The organism is Pantoea sp. EABMAA-21 (genome assembly GCF_030053335.1).
GTDB lineage: Bacteria > Pseudomonadota > Gammaproteobacteria > Enterobacterales > Enterobacteriaceae > Pantoea > Pantoea communis.
On record NZ_JASGBX010000018.1, the window covers coordinates 42,378 to 58,336 of the forward strand.

Sequence of the window (15,959 nt, forward strand, 5' to 3'; positions counted from 1 at the left end):
AGAGAGCAACGGCGCAACTCGTGCCACGACGGGAAGACTACCAGCATCATGTTACAGCGCCGTGACTATTGTCAGTCGCGGTGGCAGCGGAAACCTGCTAAACTCCCGCCCTTACGCATGGTAGTTTGTGCCCTTTTCACACGTGAGCCCACCAGGCTTGCGTCATATACCCCCTGAAAACTACATCGCTGACGGCGAACAGGGCGGTTCGGAGTAATACACCTGCATGTCATTTGACTCTCTCGGCTTAAGTGCCGATATTTTGCGTGCGGTAGCGGAACAAGGCTACCAGGAACCGACGCCGATTCAGCGTCAGGCTATTCCCGTGGTGCTGGCAGGTCGTGACCTGTTGGCAAGCGCCCAAACCGGTACCGGTAAAACCGCCGGTTTCACGCTGCCACTGTTGCAGCGTCTCACTGCGAATCCCTCTAACGCGCGCGGCCGTCGTCCGGTGCGTGCGTTGATCCTCACCCCAACCCGTGAACTGGCGGCGCAGGTGGGCGAGAACGTTCGTGAATACAGTCAGTATCTTAATATCCGCTCACTGGTGGTCTTCGGTGGCGTGAGCATCAACCCGCAGATGATGAAACTGCGCGGGGGTGTGGATGTGCTGGTGGCGACGCCAGGCCGTCTGCTGGATCTGGCGCATCAAAATGCGGTCGATCTGTCACAGGTTGAAATTCTGGTGCTGGATGAAGCGGATCGCATGCTCGATATGGGCTTCATCCACGACATTCGCCGTGTACTGGCGCGTCTGCCGGCAAAACGTCAGAACCTGCTGTTCTCTGCCACCTTCTCTGATGAGATCAAAACCCTGGCGGAAAAACTGCTGACCAACCCAGAGCAGGTTGAAGTGGCGCGTCGTAACACCGCCTCTGAGCAAGTTTCACAGCAAGTACACTTCGTTGATAAGAAGCGTAAGCGGGAACTGCTGTCGCTGATGATTGGTCGCGACAACTGGCAGCAAGTGCTGGTGTTCACCCGTACCAAACACGGCGCCAACCATCTGGCTGAACAGCTGAACAAAGATGGCATCACCGCAGCGGCAATCCACGGTAACAAAAGCCAGGGCGCGCGTACCCGCGCGTTAGCTGACTTCAAATCCGGTGGCATTCGTGTGCTGGTGGCAACGGATATCGCCGCGCGTGGTCTGGATATCGAAGAATTACCACACGTGGTGAACTACGAGCTGCCAAACGTGGCGGAAGATTACGTCCACCGTATTGGTCGTACCGGCCGTGCTGCGGCAACCGGCGCTGCGCTGTCACTGGTGTGTGTCGATGAGCACAAACTGCTGCGTGATATCGAACGCCTGCTGAAGCGTGAAATTCCGCGCATTGAGCTGGAAGGTTTCGAAGTGGACCCTAGCATCAAAGCGGAACCGATCCAGAACGGTCGCCAGCAGCAGGGTCGCGGCCAGGGCCGTGGGCAGGGCGGTAACGTCTCTCGTCCGCACAGTGGCAACGGTCAGCGTCCACAGGGTGGCAATGGTGCACGTCCACAGGGCGAAGCGCGTCCTGCACGTCGTCAGGGCAGCAGTGCCGCTCAAAACGCGCCAGCCGCCAACAGCGGTCGTCGTCGTCCGGCAGCAAAAAAGAGCGGGAACATCTAACGCGATGAGGGTATTACTGGCGCCGATGGAGGGCGTGCTGGATTCGCTGGTACGCGAACTGCTCTCCGGGGTAAATGATTATGATCTGTGCGTTACTGAGTTTTTACGCGTGGTCGATCAGCTGCTGCCAGTAAAATCCTTCTACTGTTTGTGTCCCGAGCTGCACAACAGCAGCCGAACGGCTTCCGGTACGCGTGTGCGTATGCAGCTACTCGGGCAATATCCTGAGTGGCTGGCAGAAAACGCCGCGCGTGCGGTAGAACTCGGCTCCTGGGGCGTCGATCTCAACTGCGGCTGTCCATCAAAACTGGTGAACGGCAGCGGCGGCGGCGCCACCTTACTCAAGGATCCTGAGCTGATTTATCGCGGCGCGAAAGCGATGCGCGAAGCCGTGCCCGATCATCTTCCCGTCACGGTGAAAGTGCGTCTGGGATGGGATTCGGGAGAGCGCCGCTTTGAAATTGCCGACGCGGTGCAGCAGGCCGGGGCCAGCGAACTGGTGGTGCACGGCCGCACCAAAGAAGATGGCTACCGCGCTGAGAGCATCAACTGGCAGGCGATTGGTGAAATTCGCCAGCGTCTGTCGATTCCGGTGATCGCCAACGGTGAGATCTGGAGCTGGCAGGATGCGCAAGACTGTCTGCGCATCACCGGTTGCGACGCGGTGATGCTGGGGCGCGGTGCGCTCAACATCCCGAACCTCGGCCGTGTGGTGAAATACAACGAAGCGCCGATGCCGTGGCCGGATGTGGTCGAACTGCTGCTGAAGTACACGCAGTTGGAGAAGCAGGGCGATACCGGCATGTATCACGTCGCCCGCATCAAACAGTGGCTCGGTTATCTGCGTAAAGCCTATAACGAAGCCGATGGGCTGTTCAGTGAGATCCGCACTCTGCGCGTATCTGCTGAGATTGCCGCGGCAATTGAACGCCACGCCCTTCAGTTAACCGCACCGGTTTAACCCTTTTTCATTTAAACGCCGTGGTGTAGTGCATCTGCTTGCTGGCTGAATAGAAGTGGGCAAGTTGCTCGCTGAATTTCCCCGGATCGTGCTGCTCAGCAATTCTCTTCAGTGATTGCGCAGAGTATTGCGTGATCACGCCCGGATTACGCAAAATATCAATGATATGCGCCTTAAGCTGCTGCACGATTTGCTGGCGTATTTGCAGTTTGCTCTCCTCAGAATCCACCACATACTCATATTCGTCATTGACCGGCTGCTGGATAAGCCATCCCGCACCGGGTGGATTGATCTCTGGCAAAGCGCGGATGTTGGTGGTGATCACTGGACAGCCACTGCCTTGCATCTCCAGCACCGAGAAGCCGTAAGTATCCTGCCAGCTGGGCAGCAATCCCACGTGAGAATGCTGCAGCAAGGTCAACACCTGATTGTTGGGCAGAGAGGTAAAATGCTGAATATGGGGCGAGGTTTTGACTAAGTGCTCAATACGTGTGTAAAACGCCTCATCATCCTGAAATTGCCGATGCGCGATATTATGCCGCTGCGTGATGTCACCGATCAGCGTGACCTGAATCTGGCTGCGGTTAAATACATCCTCTTCAGATAACTGGGAGAGGGCCAGTACCACTTCCGCGCCGCCTTTGCGATAGAACTCATTGCCGATAAAGATGAAACGTATTTCTCCGGGCGAGACGAGGCGCGGTTCAGCGCACAGCAGCGGTTGCGGCGGATGCAGGACGTGTAGCTTGTGTCTGACGGCGGCTTTGATCGCGGGAAACGCATCGAGCAGCTTGCATTGGATGTCGAGGGTCGCTTGCGAGATGGCAATCAACGCCAGGCATTCCGCTTTCGCTATTAATTGCAGCTGCGACTTTAATTCTGGATTGTCGTATTTCGCTACACCAGGCACCGGTAGCACGCGTGGGATCTCGGTTTCAAAAGTGGCGATCCAGTTCCTTTTGGTGTCGGCCACTTCATTGAAAAGGTGAATGACATCCGCATCCTGTGGCAGTAAGCCGGGGATCGGGAGAAAAATAAATTGTTTATTTTTATGTAAGATTTTTGCTTTGACGGCATTTAAATAGAAATAGATATTCTTTTTTCGGCAATTAATATATTTGTTATGAGGGTTAGTGATAATATTTCTTTTTTCAGGATATCCGCTTCCACTGGTGATAATCTTCATGGTTTCTCCTGGTCGTTAAGAAACAGAATTAACAAAGGTTTGAAATTTGCTTGAGTCGGTGCGCTGGGCCAGCATTGCCATTACATTAGTTACGCACCAAAAGTAATGATTAATGTTTGATTTAACCATCTGTAAGCTAAAGCAAGCAAGGGCGGATCTATGTCTTAATGTGAATGATTGGAGGAGTTCTTCTCAGCATACGCGCGACCTGAACTGATTAATAAAGGGTTTTGTTACTATTTTTAGAGGATTTTATGGATTAATTTTTTTACTAAAAGGTTTCTTTTCGGAATTTTCAGGCCAATATATAAATGAAGATTAATTAAGAGCTGTTATTAATGTAAAACGAAATAACCGAGGCGACGTTTGATTGTTGACATGACCAGCATTATTCAGAATTAAGCTATGACACCGTTCCACGTAAAGTCAGGTTCAAGCTCAACACTGTTTGCGCTATAGTAGCGTTTCACATTCATTTGTAATGCCATCACTTATGTCTGACGCCGCTGTACTGAGTCATGCTCAGTTAAATAAACGCATCATTTCCGTTATTGTCTTCACCTTCTTCTGCTATCTCTCAGTAGGGCTGCCGCTCGCGGTGCTGCCGGGATTTGTGCATAACCAGCTGGGTTTCAGCTCGTTCATCGCCGGGCTGATCATCAGCCTGCAGTACTTCGCCACGCTGCTCAGTCGTCCGCATTCGGGCCGCCTGGCCGATCGCTATGGCCCGAAACGCGTGGTGATGATGGGATTGGTGTGCTGCGGCATGAGCGGCGTGCTCTCTCTTCTCGCCGCGTTGTTTACCGCAACACCCATGCTGAGTCTGGCGCTTTTAGCGGTGGGTAGGCTGTTTTTGGGCGTGGGAGAAAGCTTTAGCAGCACGGGTTCGACACTGTGGGGGATGAACCTTGTCGGACCGCTGCAGACGGCGCGTGTGATCTCCTGGAATGGCGTTGCCACCTACTTTGCGATGGCGATAGGCGCACCGCTCGGAGTGCTGCTCAATCAAATGTTCGGCATCAGCGGGTTTGCCGGACTCGTGGCGTTGATGGGCGTGATCGGTTTCTGCATGGCGAGTCGTAAGGCGGCGGTCAGCGTCACAGCGGGCGTGCGTATTCCTTTTCATCGCGTGGTCAGCCGCGTCTGGCTGTTCGGGCTGGCACTGGGCTTCGGCACCATCGGCTTCGGCGTCATCTCGACGTTTATCACGCTCTATTTTGCCAGCCGCGACTGGAGCGGCGCCGCCTTTGCCCTGACCTTGTTCAGCCTGGGCTTTGTGCTGGTGCGACTGGCCGGTGGCCGCTATATCACCCGTTTCGGCGGGTTGAAAGTGTCGCTGGTGTCGTTTGTGCTGGAGTGTGCCGGTCTGCTGTTAATCTGGCAGGCCGACAGCAGCTGGCTGGTGGATATCGGCGCGTTCCTGACCGGCGGTGGTTTCTCGCTGGTGTTCCCGGCGCTGGGTGTGGAAGCCGTTAAACGCGTGCAGCAACAGGATCAGGGATCGGCGTTAGGGACGTATTCGGCGTTTCTCGATTTAGGGCTGGGATTGACGGGGCCGGTGGCGGGGTTACTGATTGGTCATTGGGGGATGCAGTCGGTGTATCTGGCGGCGGCCCTGATGGTGCTAGGCGCATTTGCCATTACATTGCGTCTGCAACAGCAGCACGGCCGCCAGGCAGCCGTGCAAACTGTTCATTAATATTTCTCTGGTACCACCATGTTTTCTGGCACTGGCGCGCGGCGATAATCTTCATGACGTTCGCGCGTCGGTAACATAATGGTTTTGCTCTCGCTCTCTTCGTAGGGCACCTGTTGCAGCAGATGGCTGATGCAGTTCAGGCGCGCACGTTTCTTATCCACACCTTGCACTACCCACCATGGCGCTTCAGGAATATGGGTGCGCTCCAGCATCTCTTCTTTCGCTTCGGTGTAATCTTCCCAGCGGCGACGACTTTCGAGGTCCATCGGGCTCAATTTCCACTGTTTCAGCGGATCGTGGATGCGGCTCAGGAAGCGCAGCTCCTGCTCTTCATCGGTAATCGAGAACCAGTATTTGATGATCTGAATGCCGCTGCGGGTCAGCATTTTTTCGAATTCCGGCACGCTGCGGTAAAACTCTTCCACTTCGGCTTCGTTACAGAAGCCCATCACGCGCTCAACGCCTGCGCGGTTGTACCAGCTGCGGTCAAACATCACAATTTCACCGGCTGCAGGCAAGTGAGCGATGTAGCGCTGGAAATACCACTGTGTTTTCTCACGATCGTTCGGTGCGGGCAGGGCGGCGACGCGACAGGTGCGCGGGTTTAAACGCTGGGTGATACGCTTGATCACCCCGCCTTTCCCGGCGGCATCACGGCCTTCAAACAAAATCACCACGCGATGTCCGGTACGCATCACCCAATCCTGCAACTTCACCAGCTCGCCCTGCAGATGCAGCAGCTCACGGAAGTAGCGGCGGCGAAAGGCCTTATCGCCTTCCTGCTGTGGCTCACCATTATCATTGAAGCGTAGATCGTCCAGCTCCATTTCCAGCTCTTCGTCGTAGCTGTCGTAAAACTCCTGCAGCAGACGCGCATTAAAGGTCTCGCTGTGGAAGCTATTGTCGTGTGTCGCCATGACTTTTCCCCGTTACAGATGAATAAACAGAGCGTAAAGCAGCCCTGAAAGTAAGACTGAGACCGGCAGCGTCAGTACCCACGCCAGCGCGAGGTTACGAATCGTTGAGAGCTGCAGACCAGATTTGTTGGCGGCCATCGAACCGGCCACGCCTGATGACAGCACGTGGGTAGTGGAGACCGGCAAGCCGAAGACATCCGCTGCGCCGATGGTCGCCATCGCCACCAGTTCAGCACTGGCACCTTGTGCGTAGGTCAGATGAGTTTTACCGATGCGCTCACCGACGGTGACCACAATGCGGCGCCAGCCCACCATGGTGCCGAGGCCAAGGGCAATTGCCACCACCACTTTCACCCACATCGGGATAAAGCGCGTGGCGGCATCCAGCTCCTTCTTCACCGCAGTAAGATTGCTGGCAATCTCTTCCGGCAGCGCGACTTTGGCCGATTGCAGATGTTTGATGGTTTCGGAGGCAAGATACATATCGTTACGGGTGTTGGTCACCGCCTGCGCCGGGATATTCTCCACCGCACCATAACGACGGATCTGGTCGCCGATATCGCCCAGCATCATGCCAAGGGCAGGGAGTACCTGAGGGCGATTCTGGCTGGTGCGCACAAACTCGGTCAGTACTTCACGCGGTGCGGGCATTGCAGCCGGTGCCGGTTGCAGCGTTAGCAGTTGTTGTTCAGTGACCTGAGTTAACGCGGCCACGCGCGGGATTTGATCCGGCGGCAGCGAACGGTTCAGGGCGTAGGCAATCGGCATGGTGCCGACCAGAATCAGCATGATGAGGCCCATGCCTTTCTGACCGTCGTTTGAGCCGTGAGCGAAAGAGACGCCGGTACAGGTCAGAATCAGCAGGCCGCGAATCCACGCCGGTGGGGGCTGATTGCCTTTTGGTGCTTCATAAAGCTGACGGTTGCGTATAAAGGCTTTCATCGCCAGCAACAGCAGCGCAGCACAGATAAAGCCGACAATCGGTGACAGCAGCAGGGCGTAACCCACTTTGATCGCCTGATCCCAATCCACACCGCTGGTGCCGCTGCGACCATGCAGCAGGGCATTCGCCACGCCCACGCCGATGATCGAACCGATCAGCGTATGCGAAGAGGACGCAGGCAGGCCGAAATACCAGGTGCCGAGGTTCCAGATGATCGCCGAGAACAACAGCGCATACACCATGGCAAAGCCGTTGCCGCTGCCTGCCTGCAGAATCAGCTCCACCGGCAGCAGCGAGATAATGCCAAACGCCACCACGCCGCTGGAGAGCAATACGCCGAGGAAGTTGCAGAAGCCCGACCACACCACGGCCACACCCGGAGACAGCGAATGGGTATAAATCACAGTGGCGACAGCATTAGCGGTATCGTGGAAGCCGTTAACAAACTCAAAGCCGAGCGCAATCACTAAAGCCACGCCCAGCAGCAGGAACGGCGTATAGCTGGTGACCGGCGCGCCGGTCTCTTCCACGTCGTTGAACAGATTGATGGCGGTGAACAGCAGGCCGCCGCACAGCAGGATCAGAAAGATGATGCGTGAGATTTTTCCGTTGCCCTGGTTAAGATTCGGGCGTCCGTTGTGGGACGATGATGTTGATGTAGATGCAGGTAAACTGTTTTCAGCCATAACACACCCCGGTGTGGATTGACGGTGCTCGAATGGCACCCGTTACCCGCAGTGTGATACGTGGTTTGTATGACAGAATGATGATCGCGATCACGCTCTGTCATCTTGCTGTAACACGGCTGTCGCAGTATGTGGATCTGACCGCTTCGGGATCATCACGCTGCCATGCTCCAGCCTGTCTTGCCGTTTGCCTCATTGCCGGACTTCAATAATGAAGTGGCCGGACTCATCCATGGGTATCTGTTCACGCCGGAAGCACCGCCACAGCGGCTCAACGCGCGTGAAGCTTCGCAGCTCGCGCAGCAAAATTTGCCGGAATCCTATTTTCTTTGGCTACACATCAACCTGAATCATGCCCGTGCCGAGCGCTGGGTTCAGGACCACTTTAGTGTCGACGATGATTTTTTCGATGAGATCCATTCTGCTTCACCGCGCACACGTCTGGCCCATCAAAACGATGCGCTGCTGGCGGTGCTCAATGATGTGACGTTCAGCAAAGAAGAGCGCAGCACACAGAACGCGACGTTGTGGATTTGGTGCTGTGCGCACACCATTGTCACCGCGCGTTATCGCCCGGTGGGAATGATTGAACGCATGCATCAGCAAATTGATCGTCTCCCGTTCGCCGAGCCGGATGCGATGCTGTTGTGGTTGCTGGGTGAGCAGGAAGCGCAATTGGAGCAAGTGGTGCGTCGCTCCAGTCAGGCGGTGGATGCCATTGAAGAGCGTTTGCTCAGTGCAGCGATTAAAACCAACCGCAGTGAGTTGGGCCATTTACGCCGTATGCTACTGCGTGTGCAGCGTTTGCTGGCACCGGAACCCGCCGCGCTATTTCGTTTGTTAAATCGGCCACCAAAGTGGCTTAAGCGCGAACCGCTCAGTGAATTGCGCATCTTTACGGAAGAGTTCAGCGTGGCATTGAATGACCTGGCGGGACTGATGGAACGCATTCGCTTGTTGCAGGAAGAGATTGCCGCCAGTTTGATGGAGCAGAGTAACCGCACGCTGTTTTTACTGACGGTGATCACCGTGCTGGCGCTGCCGATTAACATCATTGCCGGCTTTTTCGGTATGAACGTGGGCGGGATTCCGCTGGCAAATAATCCGCACGGTTTCTTACTGTTGGTGATTGTGGTGCTGGTGTTTACCCTGGTGGCGGGCTGGCTGGCGCTGAGACGGCGGCGGGAATGATGCCCAGGCATCCAGGCGCGCATCAAGGGACTACCGGGCACACAGGTAACAGATCAGAACGACCACATAAGTCACAATCTTGTGGCCAGTCGAGTCGGGTAATACGTTTTTGCGCCCATAAAAAAACCAGCCGCAATGGACTGGTTTTTTACTGCATGGCGAGTCAGCGATTACAGGCTGTTGCCGGTCGCTGGAGCAGGCTGAGCAGCCGGAGCCACATCACTCTGCGGTGCAACGCCGCTGGCACCTTGCGGAGTCATCGGCTCTTCTTTCGGCGTGGCGTCAGAAGATTCCTGTACCGGCACCGGCGCAGGCATCACTTCACCCTGCGGGCCATTGATCTTAACTGGCATACCGTTACGCGCCTGGATAGCGTTGTTCACTGCATCCTGGTTAGTGCTGCCATCGGCAATCACTTTGGTCACAGCAGCGGTCAGCGTAATCGGCACCACTTCACGTGAGTTGAACTGCTCTTCGGTAGTAGAGAGTGGGTTGTGCACTTCTACATAGCGAGAACCATCTGGCTCAACGGTGGCTTTCACCGGCTGATCGATAAACTGTACGCGAGTACCAACCGGCACGTTGTCGAACAGCCATTTGATGTCGTCAGCACGCAGACGCACACAGCCGTGGCTCACGCGTAAACCGATACCGAAGTTGGCGTTAGTACCGTGAACTGCGTACAGGCGGCCGATATACAGCGCATACAGGCCCATCGGGTTATCCGGACCTGCCGGGAATACCGCTGGAATGCTTTCGCCACGTGATGCGTATTCTGCGTGCATCGCTTTGGTCGGCGTCCAGGTTGGACCGGCTTTTTTACGCTGAACCGTCGTAGTCCAGTTCACTGGCGTGTCTTTGCCCAGTTCGCCGATACCGATTGGCAGCACAACCACGGTCTTGGTGCCTTTCGGGTAGTAGTAAAGACGCATTTCCGCGCTGTTGATCACGATGCCTTCACGCGGGGCGTCAGGCAGAATCAGCTGCTGAGGGATCACCATTTTGGTGCCCGCTTTTGGCAGATAAACATCAACGCCCGGATTGGCTTCCAGCATGTTGCTGAGGCCCATCTGGTACTGAGCAGCGAAGGCTTCCAGCGGAAGTCGGCTGTCATCAGGCACGGTGATTTCAAGGTTTTCGCCGATCAAACGGCTGTTAGCCGCTGGCAGCGGATACACTACTGCGAATGCCGACTGGCTGAACGCCGCCAGTACTAAAGCAAGTGAAGCGAACGCGCGAATGCTCTTTTTCATGTTTTTCAAGTCGTTATAGCCGTGTTTCAGGCTTGTCAGTGTGTCGAATCCATCTTGGTCTCAATGACCCGGTGCGCATTATATGTGCATAGGCGCAGTGATGGGAATCAGGATTTTCAATGGCTGATGATACTTTACTTAATTAGTGGGCATTTCCCGACCCATCTCGTTGCCGTACCGCCCAAAATGTGAATTCTCTTAAGGCTGCCACAGCGTCACTTCATTACTCAATTTACGATTGAGGAAAAAAGCGGCACTGATTAACGCCAAATGCGACAGCGCCTGCGGCATATTCCCCAGCGCTTCGCCATGCGTAGTAAATTCCTCGGCGTACAATCCCAGGGGATTGGCATAGCTCAGCAGCTTTTCAAACTCAAAATGCGCCTCATGCACGCGCCCGGCCCGCGCCAGACACTCCACATACCAGAAGGAACAGGCGGCAAAGGAACCTTCACCCCCGGTTAAGGCATCGGCAGGCGTTTCGCTAATGTTATAGCGGCGCACTAAACCGTCGCTCACCAGGTGGGTTTTAATCGCGTCAAGGGTGGCGATCCAGTCAGGATCGGTGGAGCTGACAAAGCGCACCAGCGGCATCAACAGCATGGATGCGTCCAGGAACTTGCCGCCGCGTGTGGCGGTGAAATGGCCCAGTTCCGGGTTCCAGAAGTTTTGCCAGATGTCGTCGCGAATTTCACTGCGCACACGATCCCAGCGCTCATACGGCATTGGCAACGAACGCTTCAGACCGAGACGCAGGGCGCGATCCAACGCCACCCAGCACATCAGGCGCGAATGCAGAAAGTGCTCCGGCTCACCGCGCATCTCCCAGATACCGGCATCGGGCTGGTTCCAGTTGCCGCAGACATAATCAATCATGTCGGACACATGCCGCCAGCCACGTTGTGAAATGGCTTCACCGTATTTATTGGCAAGGTAAATGGCATCCATCAGTTCGCCGTAAATATCCAGCTGGGTCTGCCGCCACGCATCATTGCCGATGCGTACCGGGCGCGAGTTGGCATAGCCGGAAAGATTGAGCAACTCGGTTTCATGCAGTTCGGTGCCGCTGTCCAGGCGATACATCACCTGCAGGTGCGGCGTGTCGTCATGGCTGTGCTCGACGCAACGCCCCACCCAATGGGTAAAGTCTCGCGCTTCTTCCACATAACCCAGCCGCATCAGCGCATACATGCTGAAGGAGGCATCCCGAATCCACGAGGCGCGATAATCCCAGTTGCGCTCGCCGCCTAACTCTTCCGGCAAACCAAAGGTCGCTGCAGCCGCAATCGAACCGTGCTGTTTCGAGGTAAGTAGTTTGAGTGCCAGTGCGGATCGCGTCACCATTTCCTGCCAGCGTCCGCGATACGTACTGTGGCTGCTCCAGCGCCGCCAGTAGGCCAGTGTGTCACTGAAGCACTGTTCAGTGGCAATCTCCGCCACGAAGGGATCGTCATCGCTGCCAAATACAAACTCAGCAGATTCCCCGGCTTTGAGGGTAAATTCGGCAACTGCACTGTGGTTTTCACGGGTCATCACCACCGTAGCACTCAGCCGTAACGCGGGCTGGCCTTCAGCAAGAAAGGCCACGCCACCGGGGCGCAGTTCGGTATGGGTTTCAGCACGGGCATAATCATGGCGCGGGGCGCACAGCAAATTGAAGGTGGCCGAGCCGCGCACCATTTTGACCCGACGTACCAGTCGCGGCACTTTATTGGGCTGGTCGCAGATCGGCATGTAATCGGTGATCTCCGCCACGCCCGCATCGCCTAACCAGCGCGTCTGTAAAATATTGGTGTCCGGCAGATAGAGCTGCTGCTGGCGCGCATTTTTCCAGTCGGGTGCCAGTGAGAACAGACCGGCATCATCGCCATCCAGCAACGCAGCAAACACGGATGGGCTGTCTAACTCGGGCCAGCAGAGATAATCAATGGTGCCCTCATTGGCGATCAATGCACAGGTCCGTAAATCCCCAATCACGCCGTGATCATCAATTCTGCGTTTAATTTTGCTCATCCTGCCTCCTTGACTGCATCTGATTGTTAACTATAGACGAAAGGGTTTTTTCGGCTGATCCGAGGCACAGATCGATAACTTCTATACTGTGAGGACACCCCATCACGCAGGAGAATGTTATGGCACTGGGCAAACAGAAAGTGGCCGTGGTTACCGCATCCGATTCCGGCATTGGCCGCAGCTGTGCCGTCATGCTGGCCGAAGCGGGCTACACGTTAGGGATCACCTGGCGCTCAGATGAAGCGGGGGCGCAGGAAACAGCGCGACTGGTCGAAAGCAAAGGGCAAACCGCACAGGTGCGGCAGCTGGATCTTTCCGACCCGCAAGAAGGGGGCAAGCAACTGGCGCAGCTCATCAATTCACTGGGTCGCATTGACGTATTGGTCAACAATGCGGGCGTGATGATGAAAGCCGATTTTCTCGACGTCACCTTTGAAGATTGGCGGAAAACGTTCAGCGTCGATGTGGATGGTTCATTTATCTGCGGACAGATCGCCGCCCGCCATATGGTCGATCAGGGCGATGGCGGGCGCATCATTAACATCACTTCAGTGCATGAACACACTCCGTTGCCGGATGCCACCGCTTACATTGCGGCGAAACATGCGCTCGGCGGTCTGACTAAATCGATGGCGTTGAGTTTGTTGCCGCATCACATTCTGGTGAATGCGGTTGCACCGGGCGCGATTGCCACTGCAATGAACCATCTGACTGACGATCAGGCGCACAGCACACGTATGCCGGAAATTCCGATTGGACGGCCCGGCGATACGCGTGAAGTGGCAAGTTTAGTCGCGTGGTTGTGTTCGGAATGGGCGACCTATACCACCGGACAATCGTTTATTGTTGACGGTGGCTTTATGCTGGCCAACCCGCAGTTTAAAGGTTATCACCACTAATCCGCCCGGCGGCGGTTCCAGCGGCGAATCACGTAACGCAGCGCGATGCCGAACACAATCGCCGCCACCAGCCACAGCAAATGTTTAAGATGCTGGTCGAGTTTATGCAGCCACGGAGTAATGATCTCCCCGGCGAAGTAACCCAGGGTGACAAAGATCAGCGACCAGAGCGCGGCGCCTATCACGTTGAGCACAAAGAAGCGCAGCGGTTTTAACCGGCTGGTACCGATGATGATCGGGCCAATAATGCGGAAGCCATACATAAAGCGCACGCCAATCACAAACAGACTCGGGCGCTTCTGAATCAGGCGATTGGCTTTACGAATGGTATCTTCATGTTTACGGAAACGGCGCAGAATGCGCGTACCGTAGCGACGGCCCAGCCAGAACAGCAGCTGATCGCCGATAATTCCTCCCACCATCGCGGCCAGCACTACGCCGGTGAAGTGCAGCAGGCCTTCATGCGCCGCCACGCCGCCCAGCAGGGTAAAAGTTTCCCCTTCCGCGATACAGCCAATCAGCAACGCCAGATAGCCGTACTGCGTAATTAATCCATTGATATCGAGATGCAAATTTTCCTCCCTGTCGCGAGTGATTCAGGTAACAGTTTATACGCTAGCGGCTTTTTTTGTGCCGCTGTCCGCAAAAACAGCCGCGCCGATTATACTTGAAGGGAAGCTGCCTGAGTGAGACAGCCTGATCGCTGAAGTGGCAGCCCGTCGCATCAGAGGAGTGATTTTATGAATCATGTCTGGGGTCTTCTGGCGCATCCTAACCAGGAAATGCGCGATATCAAGCAAGAAAACGAGAGCGTTTCGCACCACTACACCCACCATGTTTTGATGATGGCAGCGATCCCGGTGATCTGTGCCTTTATCGGTACCACACAATTGGGCTGGAATCTGGGCGAAGGGCAGTTCGTACAACTCAACCTGCTGACCGGCATCGGTCTCGGCATTCTTTTCTATCTGATTATCTTAGGCGGCGTGGCGGTGATGGGCCGCGTCATTCATTGGATGGCGCGCGATTATCCGCAGCGTCCCAGCGTTCAGCGCTGTACCGTGTTTGCTGGCTATGTCGCTACCCCGTTATTTATTAGTGGGCTGGTGGCACTTTATCCGCTGGTGTGGCTGTGCGTGTTGGTCGGCGCAGTGGCGTTACTCTATACCGGTTATCTGCTTTACGTCGGCATTCCGGTGTTCCTCAATATTGATCGTGAAGAGAGCATGCGCTTCTCAGGATCGACACTGGCGATTGGTGTGCTGGTGTTTGAAGTGCTGCTGGCACTGACCGTTGTGTTGTGGGGTTACGGACCACGATTGTTCTAACCTGCAATGATACCGTGAACGGGAGGCCATTAGGTCTCCCGTTTTTTTAACGCTCAGAAACAATCTACCTAAGAAATTTCGCAGATAAGCGCGTATTATGCTGCTGCCAGCCCGCATCCCGTCTGGTTTGATGCGCGCGGCCTGTGTCTTAAACACGGCGCAAAACTCCTTACCGGATTTTTTTGACACGATGTCTGTAAAAATGCGTATTTCCTTGCTGTCGCTGGCGCTGTTTGTCGCCGCACCGGCAGCTGTCACTCCGGCACTGGCCGCGCCTGCTGCACTGTCTAATCTGGCGCCGATTGCCCAACCGCAAATCGCCTCCGGCAGTGCCATGATTGTCGATCTTGAAACCAATAAAGTGCTGTTCTCCAGCCATCCGGATCGTGTGCGGCCTATCGCGTCACTCACCAAGCTGATGACTGCAATGGTGGTGCTGGATGCGAAACTGCCGATGGACGAGATGCTGTCGGTGGATATCAGCCACACGCCAGAGATGCGCGGTGTGTTCTCGCGCGTCAAATTGAACAGTGAAATCAGCCGCCGTAATATGCTGCTGCTGGCGCTGATGTCATCGGAAAACCGTGCTGCCGCTAGCCTGGCGCATCACTATCCAGGTGGCTATGACGCCTTTATCCGCGCAATGAATGCCAAAGCGCGTGCGCTGGGCATGACGCATACCCACTATGTTGAACCGACAGGTTTGTCGATTCACAACGTCTCCAATGCGGAAGACTTGATCAAGCTGGCAAAAGCCACGCGTCAATATCCGTTGATTGGTGAACTGAGCACCACCAAAGAAGATACGGCGGTGTTTAAGCATCCGAACTATGCGCTGCCGTTCCGTAATACCAATCACCTGGTGTACAAAAACGACTGGCGTATCGCATTGACTAAAACCGGTTATACCGATGAAGCCGGCCACTGCCTGGTGATGCGCACGGTGATTAATAACCGTCCGGTGGCGCTGGTGGTGCTGGATGCGTTTGGCAAGTACACCCACTTTGCCGATGCCAACCGTCTGCGCGACTGGCTGGAAACCGGCAAAGCGGCGCCGGTTCCGGCAGCGGCGCTGGCCTACAAGAAGCAGAAATCGTCGCAAACGGCCAGCAACGAGTAATCACGACGTCTGTTTCCCTTCACTGATGCACAATGGATTGTGCGTCTGTGAGTGCTTCCGATTGGCGGGATAAGTCCTCCCGAATGACCAAAAAAATCCCTAATCGTCAGCACCAATGTTTTCGCGCTTCATTCCTATAGTTTCCGCTTCG

At 55.4% G+C, this 15,959-nt stretch carries 13 protein-coding genes; 7 read left to right on the plus strand and 6 right to left on the minus strand.

The genetic code is table 11. The features are described from left to right. Positions 1 to 226: 226 nt before the first annotated feature. Together rhlE and dusC are read left to right on the plus strand one after the other, a co-directional pair. The gene (rhlE, locus tag QMZ65_RS21230) at positions 227 to 1,612 is read left to right on the plus strand and encodes an ATP-dependent RNA helicase RhlE (protein WP_283216636.1); all 1,386 of its coding nucleotides are present in this window, start codon (positions 227 to 229) and stop codon (positions 1,610 to 1,612) included. 4 nt (positions 1,613 to 1,616) lie between these two features. Next, the gene (gene dusC / locus QMZ65_RS21235) at positions 1,617 to 2,573 is read left to right on the plus strand and encodes a tRNA dihydrouridine(16) synthase DusC (RefSeq protein ID WP_283216637.1); all 957 of its coding nucleotides are present in this window, start codon (positions 1,617 to 1,619) and stop codon (positions 2,571 to 2,573) included. 7 nt (positions 2,574 to 2,580) lie between these two features. Here the strand turns inward: dusC and QMZ65_RS21240 are convergent, their stop codons facing one another. Continuing rightward, on the minus strand, positions 2,581 to 3,759 hold the full coding sequence (locus QMZ65_RS21240; RefSeq protein ID WP_097117372.1) for a glycosyltransferase family 4 protein: 1,179 nt from the start codon (positions 3,757 to 3,759) through the stop codon (positions 2,581 to 2,583). Positions 3,760 to 4,252: 493 nt separating this feature from the next. On the opposite strand from QMZ65_RS21240, the gene QMZ65_RS21245 reads away from it, so the two are divergent. Continuing rightward, on the plus strand, positions 4,253 to 5,458 hold the full coding sequence (locus tag QMZ65_RS21245) for an MFS transporter (RefSeq protein WP_211728118.1): 1,206 nt from the start codon (positions 4,253 to 4,255) through the stop codon (positions 5,456 to 5,458). Here the strand turns inward: QMZ65_RS21245 and ppk2 are convergent. Next, positions 5,455 to 6,375 carry a polyphosphate kinase 2 gene (ppk2, locus tag QMZ65_RS21250; RefSeq protein WP_045833553.1) on the minus strand — a complete coding sequence of 307 codons (921 nt, stop codon included), beginning with the start codon at positions 6,373 to 6,375 and terminating at the stop codon, positions 5,455 to 5,457. The genes QMZ65_RS21245 and ppk2 overlap by 4 nt on opposite strands. A 12-nt stretch (positions 6,376 to 6,387) precedes the next feature. After that, positions 6,388 to 8,004, minus strand: a complete 1,617-nt coding sequence (locus QMZ65_RS21255) for an inorganic phosphate transporter (protein WP_097117367.1) — start codon at positions 8,002 to 8,004, stop codon at positions 6,388 to 6,390. Between the two features lie 165 nt (positions 8,005 to 8,169). Here QMZ65_RS21255 and QMZ65_RS21260 point away from each other — a divergent pair, with 165 nt between their 5' ends. After that, positions 8,170 to 9,195 (plus strand): transporter, encoded by a 1,026-nt coding sequence (locus QMZ65_RS21260; protein ID WP_283216638.1) that lies wholly within the window; start codon positions 8,170 to 8,172, stop codon positions 9,193 to 9,195. A gap of 170 nt (positions 9,196 to 9,365) precedes the next feature. Here QMZ65_RS21260 and QMZ65_RS21265 read toward each other — a convergent pair whose 3' ends face one another. Further along, positions 9,366 to 10,448 carry a L,D-transpeptidase family protein gene (locus QMZ65_RS21265; RefSeq protein WP_058961597.1) on the minus strand — a complete coding sequence of 361 codons (1,083 nt, stop codon included), beginning with the start codon at positions 10,446 to 10,448 and terminating at the stop codon, positions 9,366 to 9,368. A 198-nt stretch (positions 10,449 to 10,646) separates the two neighbouring features. Then, positions 10,647 to 12,461 (minus strand): glycoside hydrolase family 15 protein, encoded by a 1,815-nt coding sequence (locus tag QMZ65_RS21270; RefSeq protein ID WP_058961596.1) that lies wholly within the window; start codon positions 12,459 to 12,461, stop codon positions 10,647 to 10,649. A 119-nt stretch (positions 12,462 to 12,580) separates the two neighbouring features. Here QMZ65_RS21270 and QMZ65_RS21275 point away from each other — a divergent pair, with 119 nt between their 5' ends. Beyond that, positions 12,581 to 13,360 carry an SDR family oxidoreductase gene (locus QMZ65_RS21275; protein WP_283216639.1) on the plus strand — a complete coding sequence of 260 codons (780 nt, stop codon included), beginning with the start codon at positions 12,581 to 12,583 and terminating at the stop codon, positions 13,358 to 13,360. Here QMZ65_RS21275 and QMZ65_RS21280 read toward each other — a convergent pair. Next, positions 13,357 to 13,932: a DedA family protein gene (locus QMZ65_RS21280; protein WP_034821056.1), complete on the minus strand. Its 576-nt coding sequence runs from the start codon at positions 13,930 to 13,932 to the stop codon at positions 13,357 to 13,359. The two genes, QMZ65_RS21275 and QMZ65_RS21280, sit on opposite strands and share 4 nt — an antisense overlap. 168 nt (positions 13,933 to 14,100) lie before the next feature. On the opposite strand from QMZ65_RS21280, the gene QMZ65_RS21285 reads away from it, so the two are divergent. Next, positions 14,101 to 14,688 (plus strand): Yip1 family protein, encoded by a 588-nt coding sequence (locus QMZ65_RS21285; protein ID WP_038648059.1) that lies wholly within the window; start codon positions 14,101 to 14,103, stop codon positions 14,686 to 14,688. Between the two features lie 190 nt (positions 14,689 to 14,878). Continuing rightward, positions 14,879 to 15,808 carry a D-alanyl-D-alanine endopeptidase gene (pbpG, locus tag QMZ65_RS21290; protein WP_034821245.1) on the plus strand — a complete coding sequence of 310 codons (930 nt, stop codon included), beginning with the start codon at positions 14,879 to 14,881 and terminating at the stop codon, positions 15,806 to 15,808. The last annotated feature ends 151 nt before the right edge of the window (positions 15,809 to 15,959 follow it).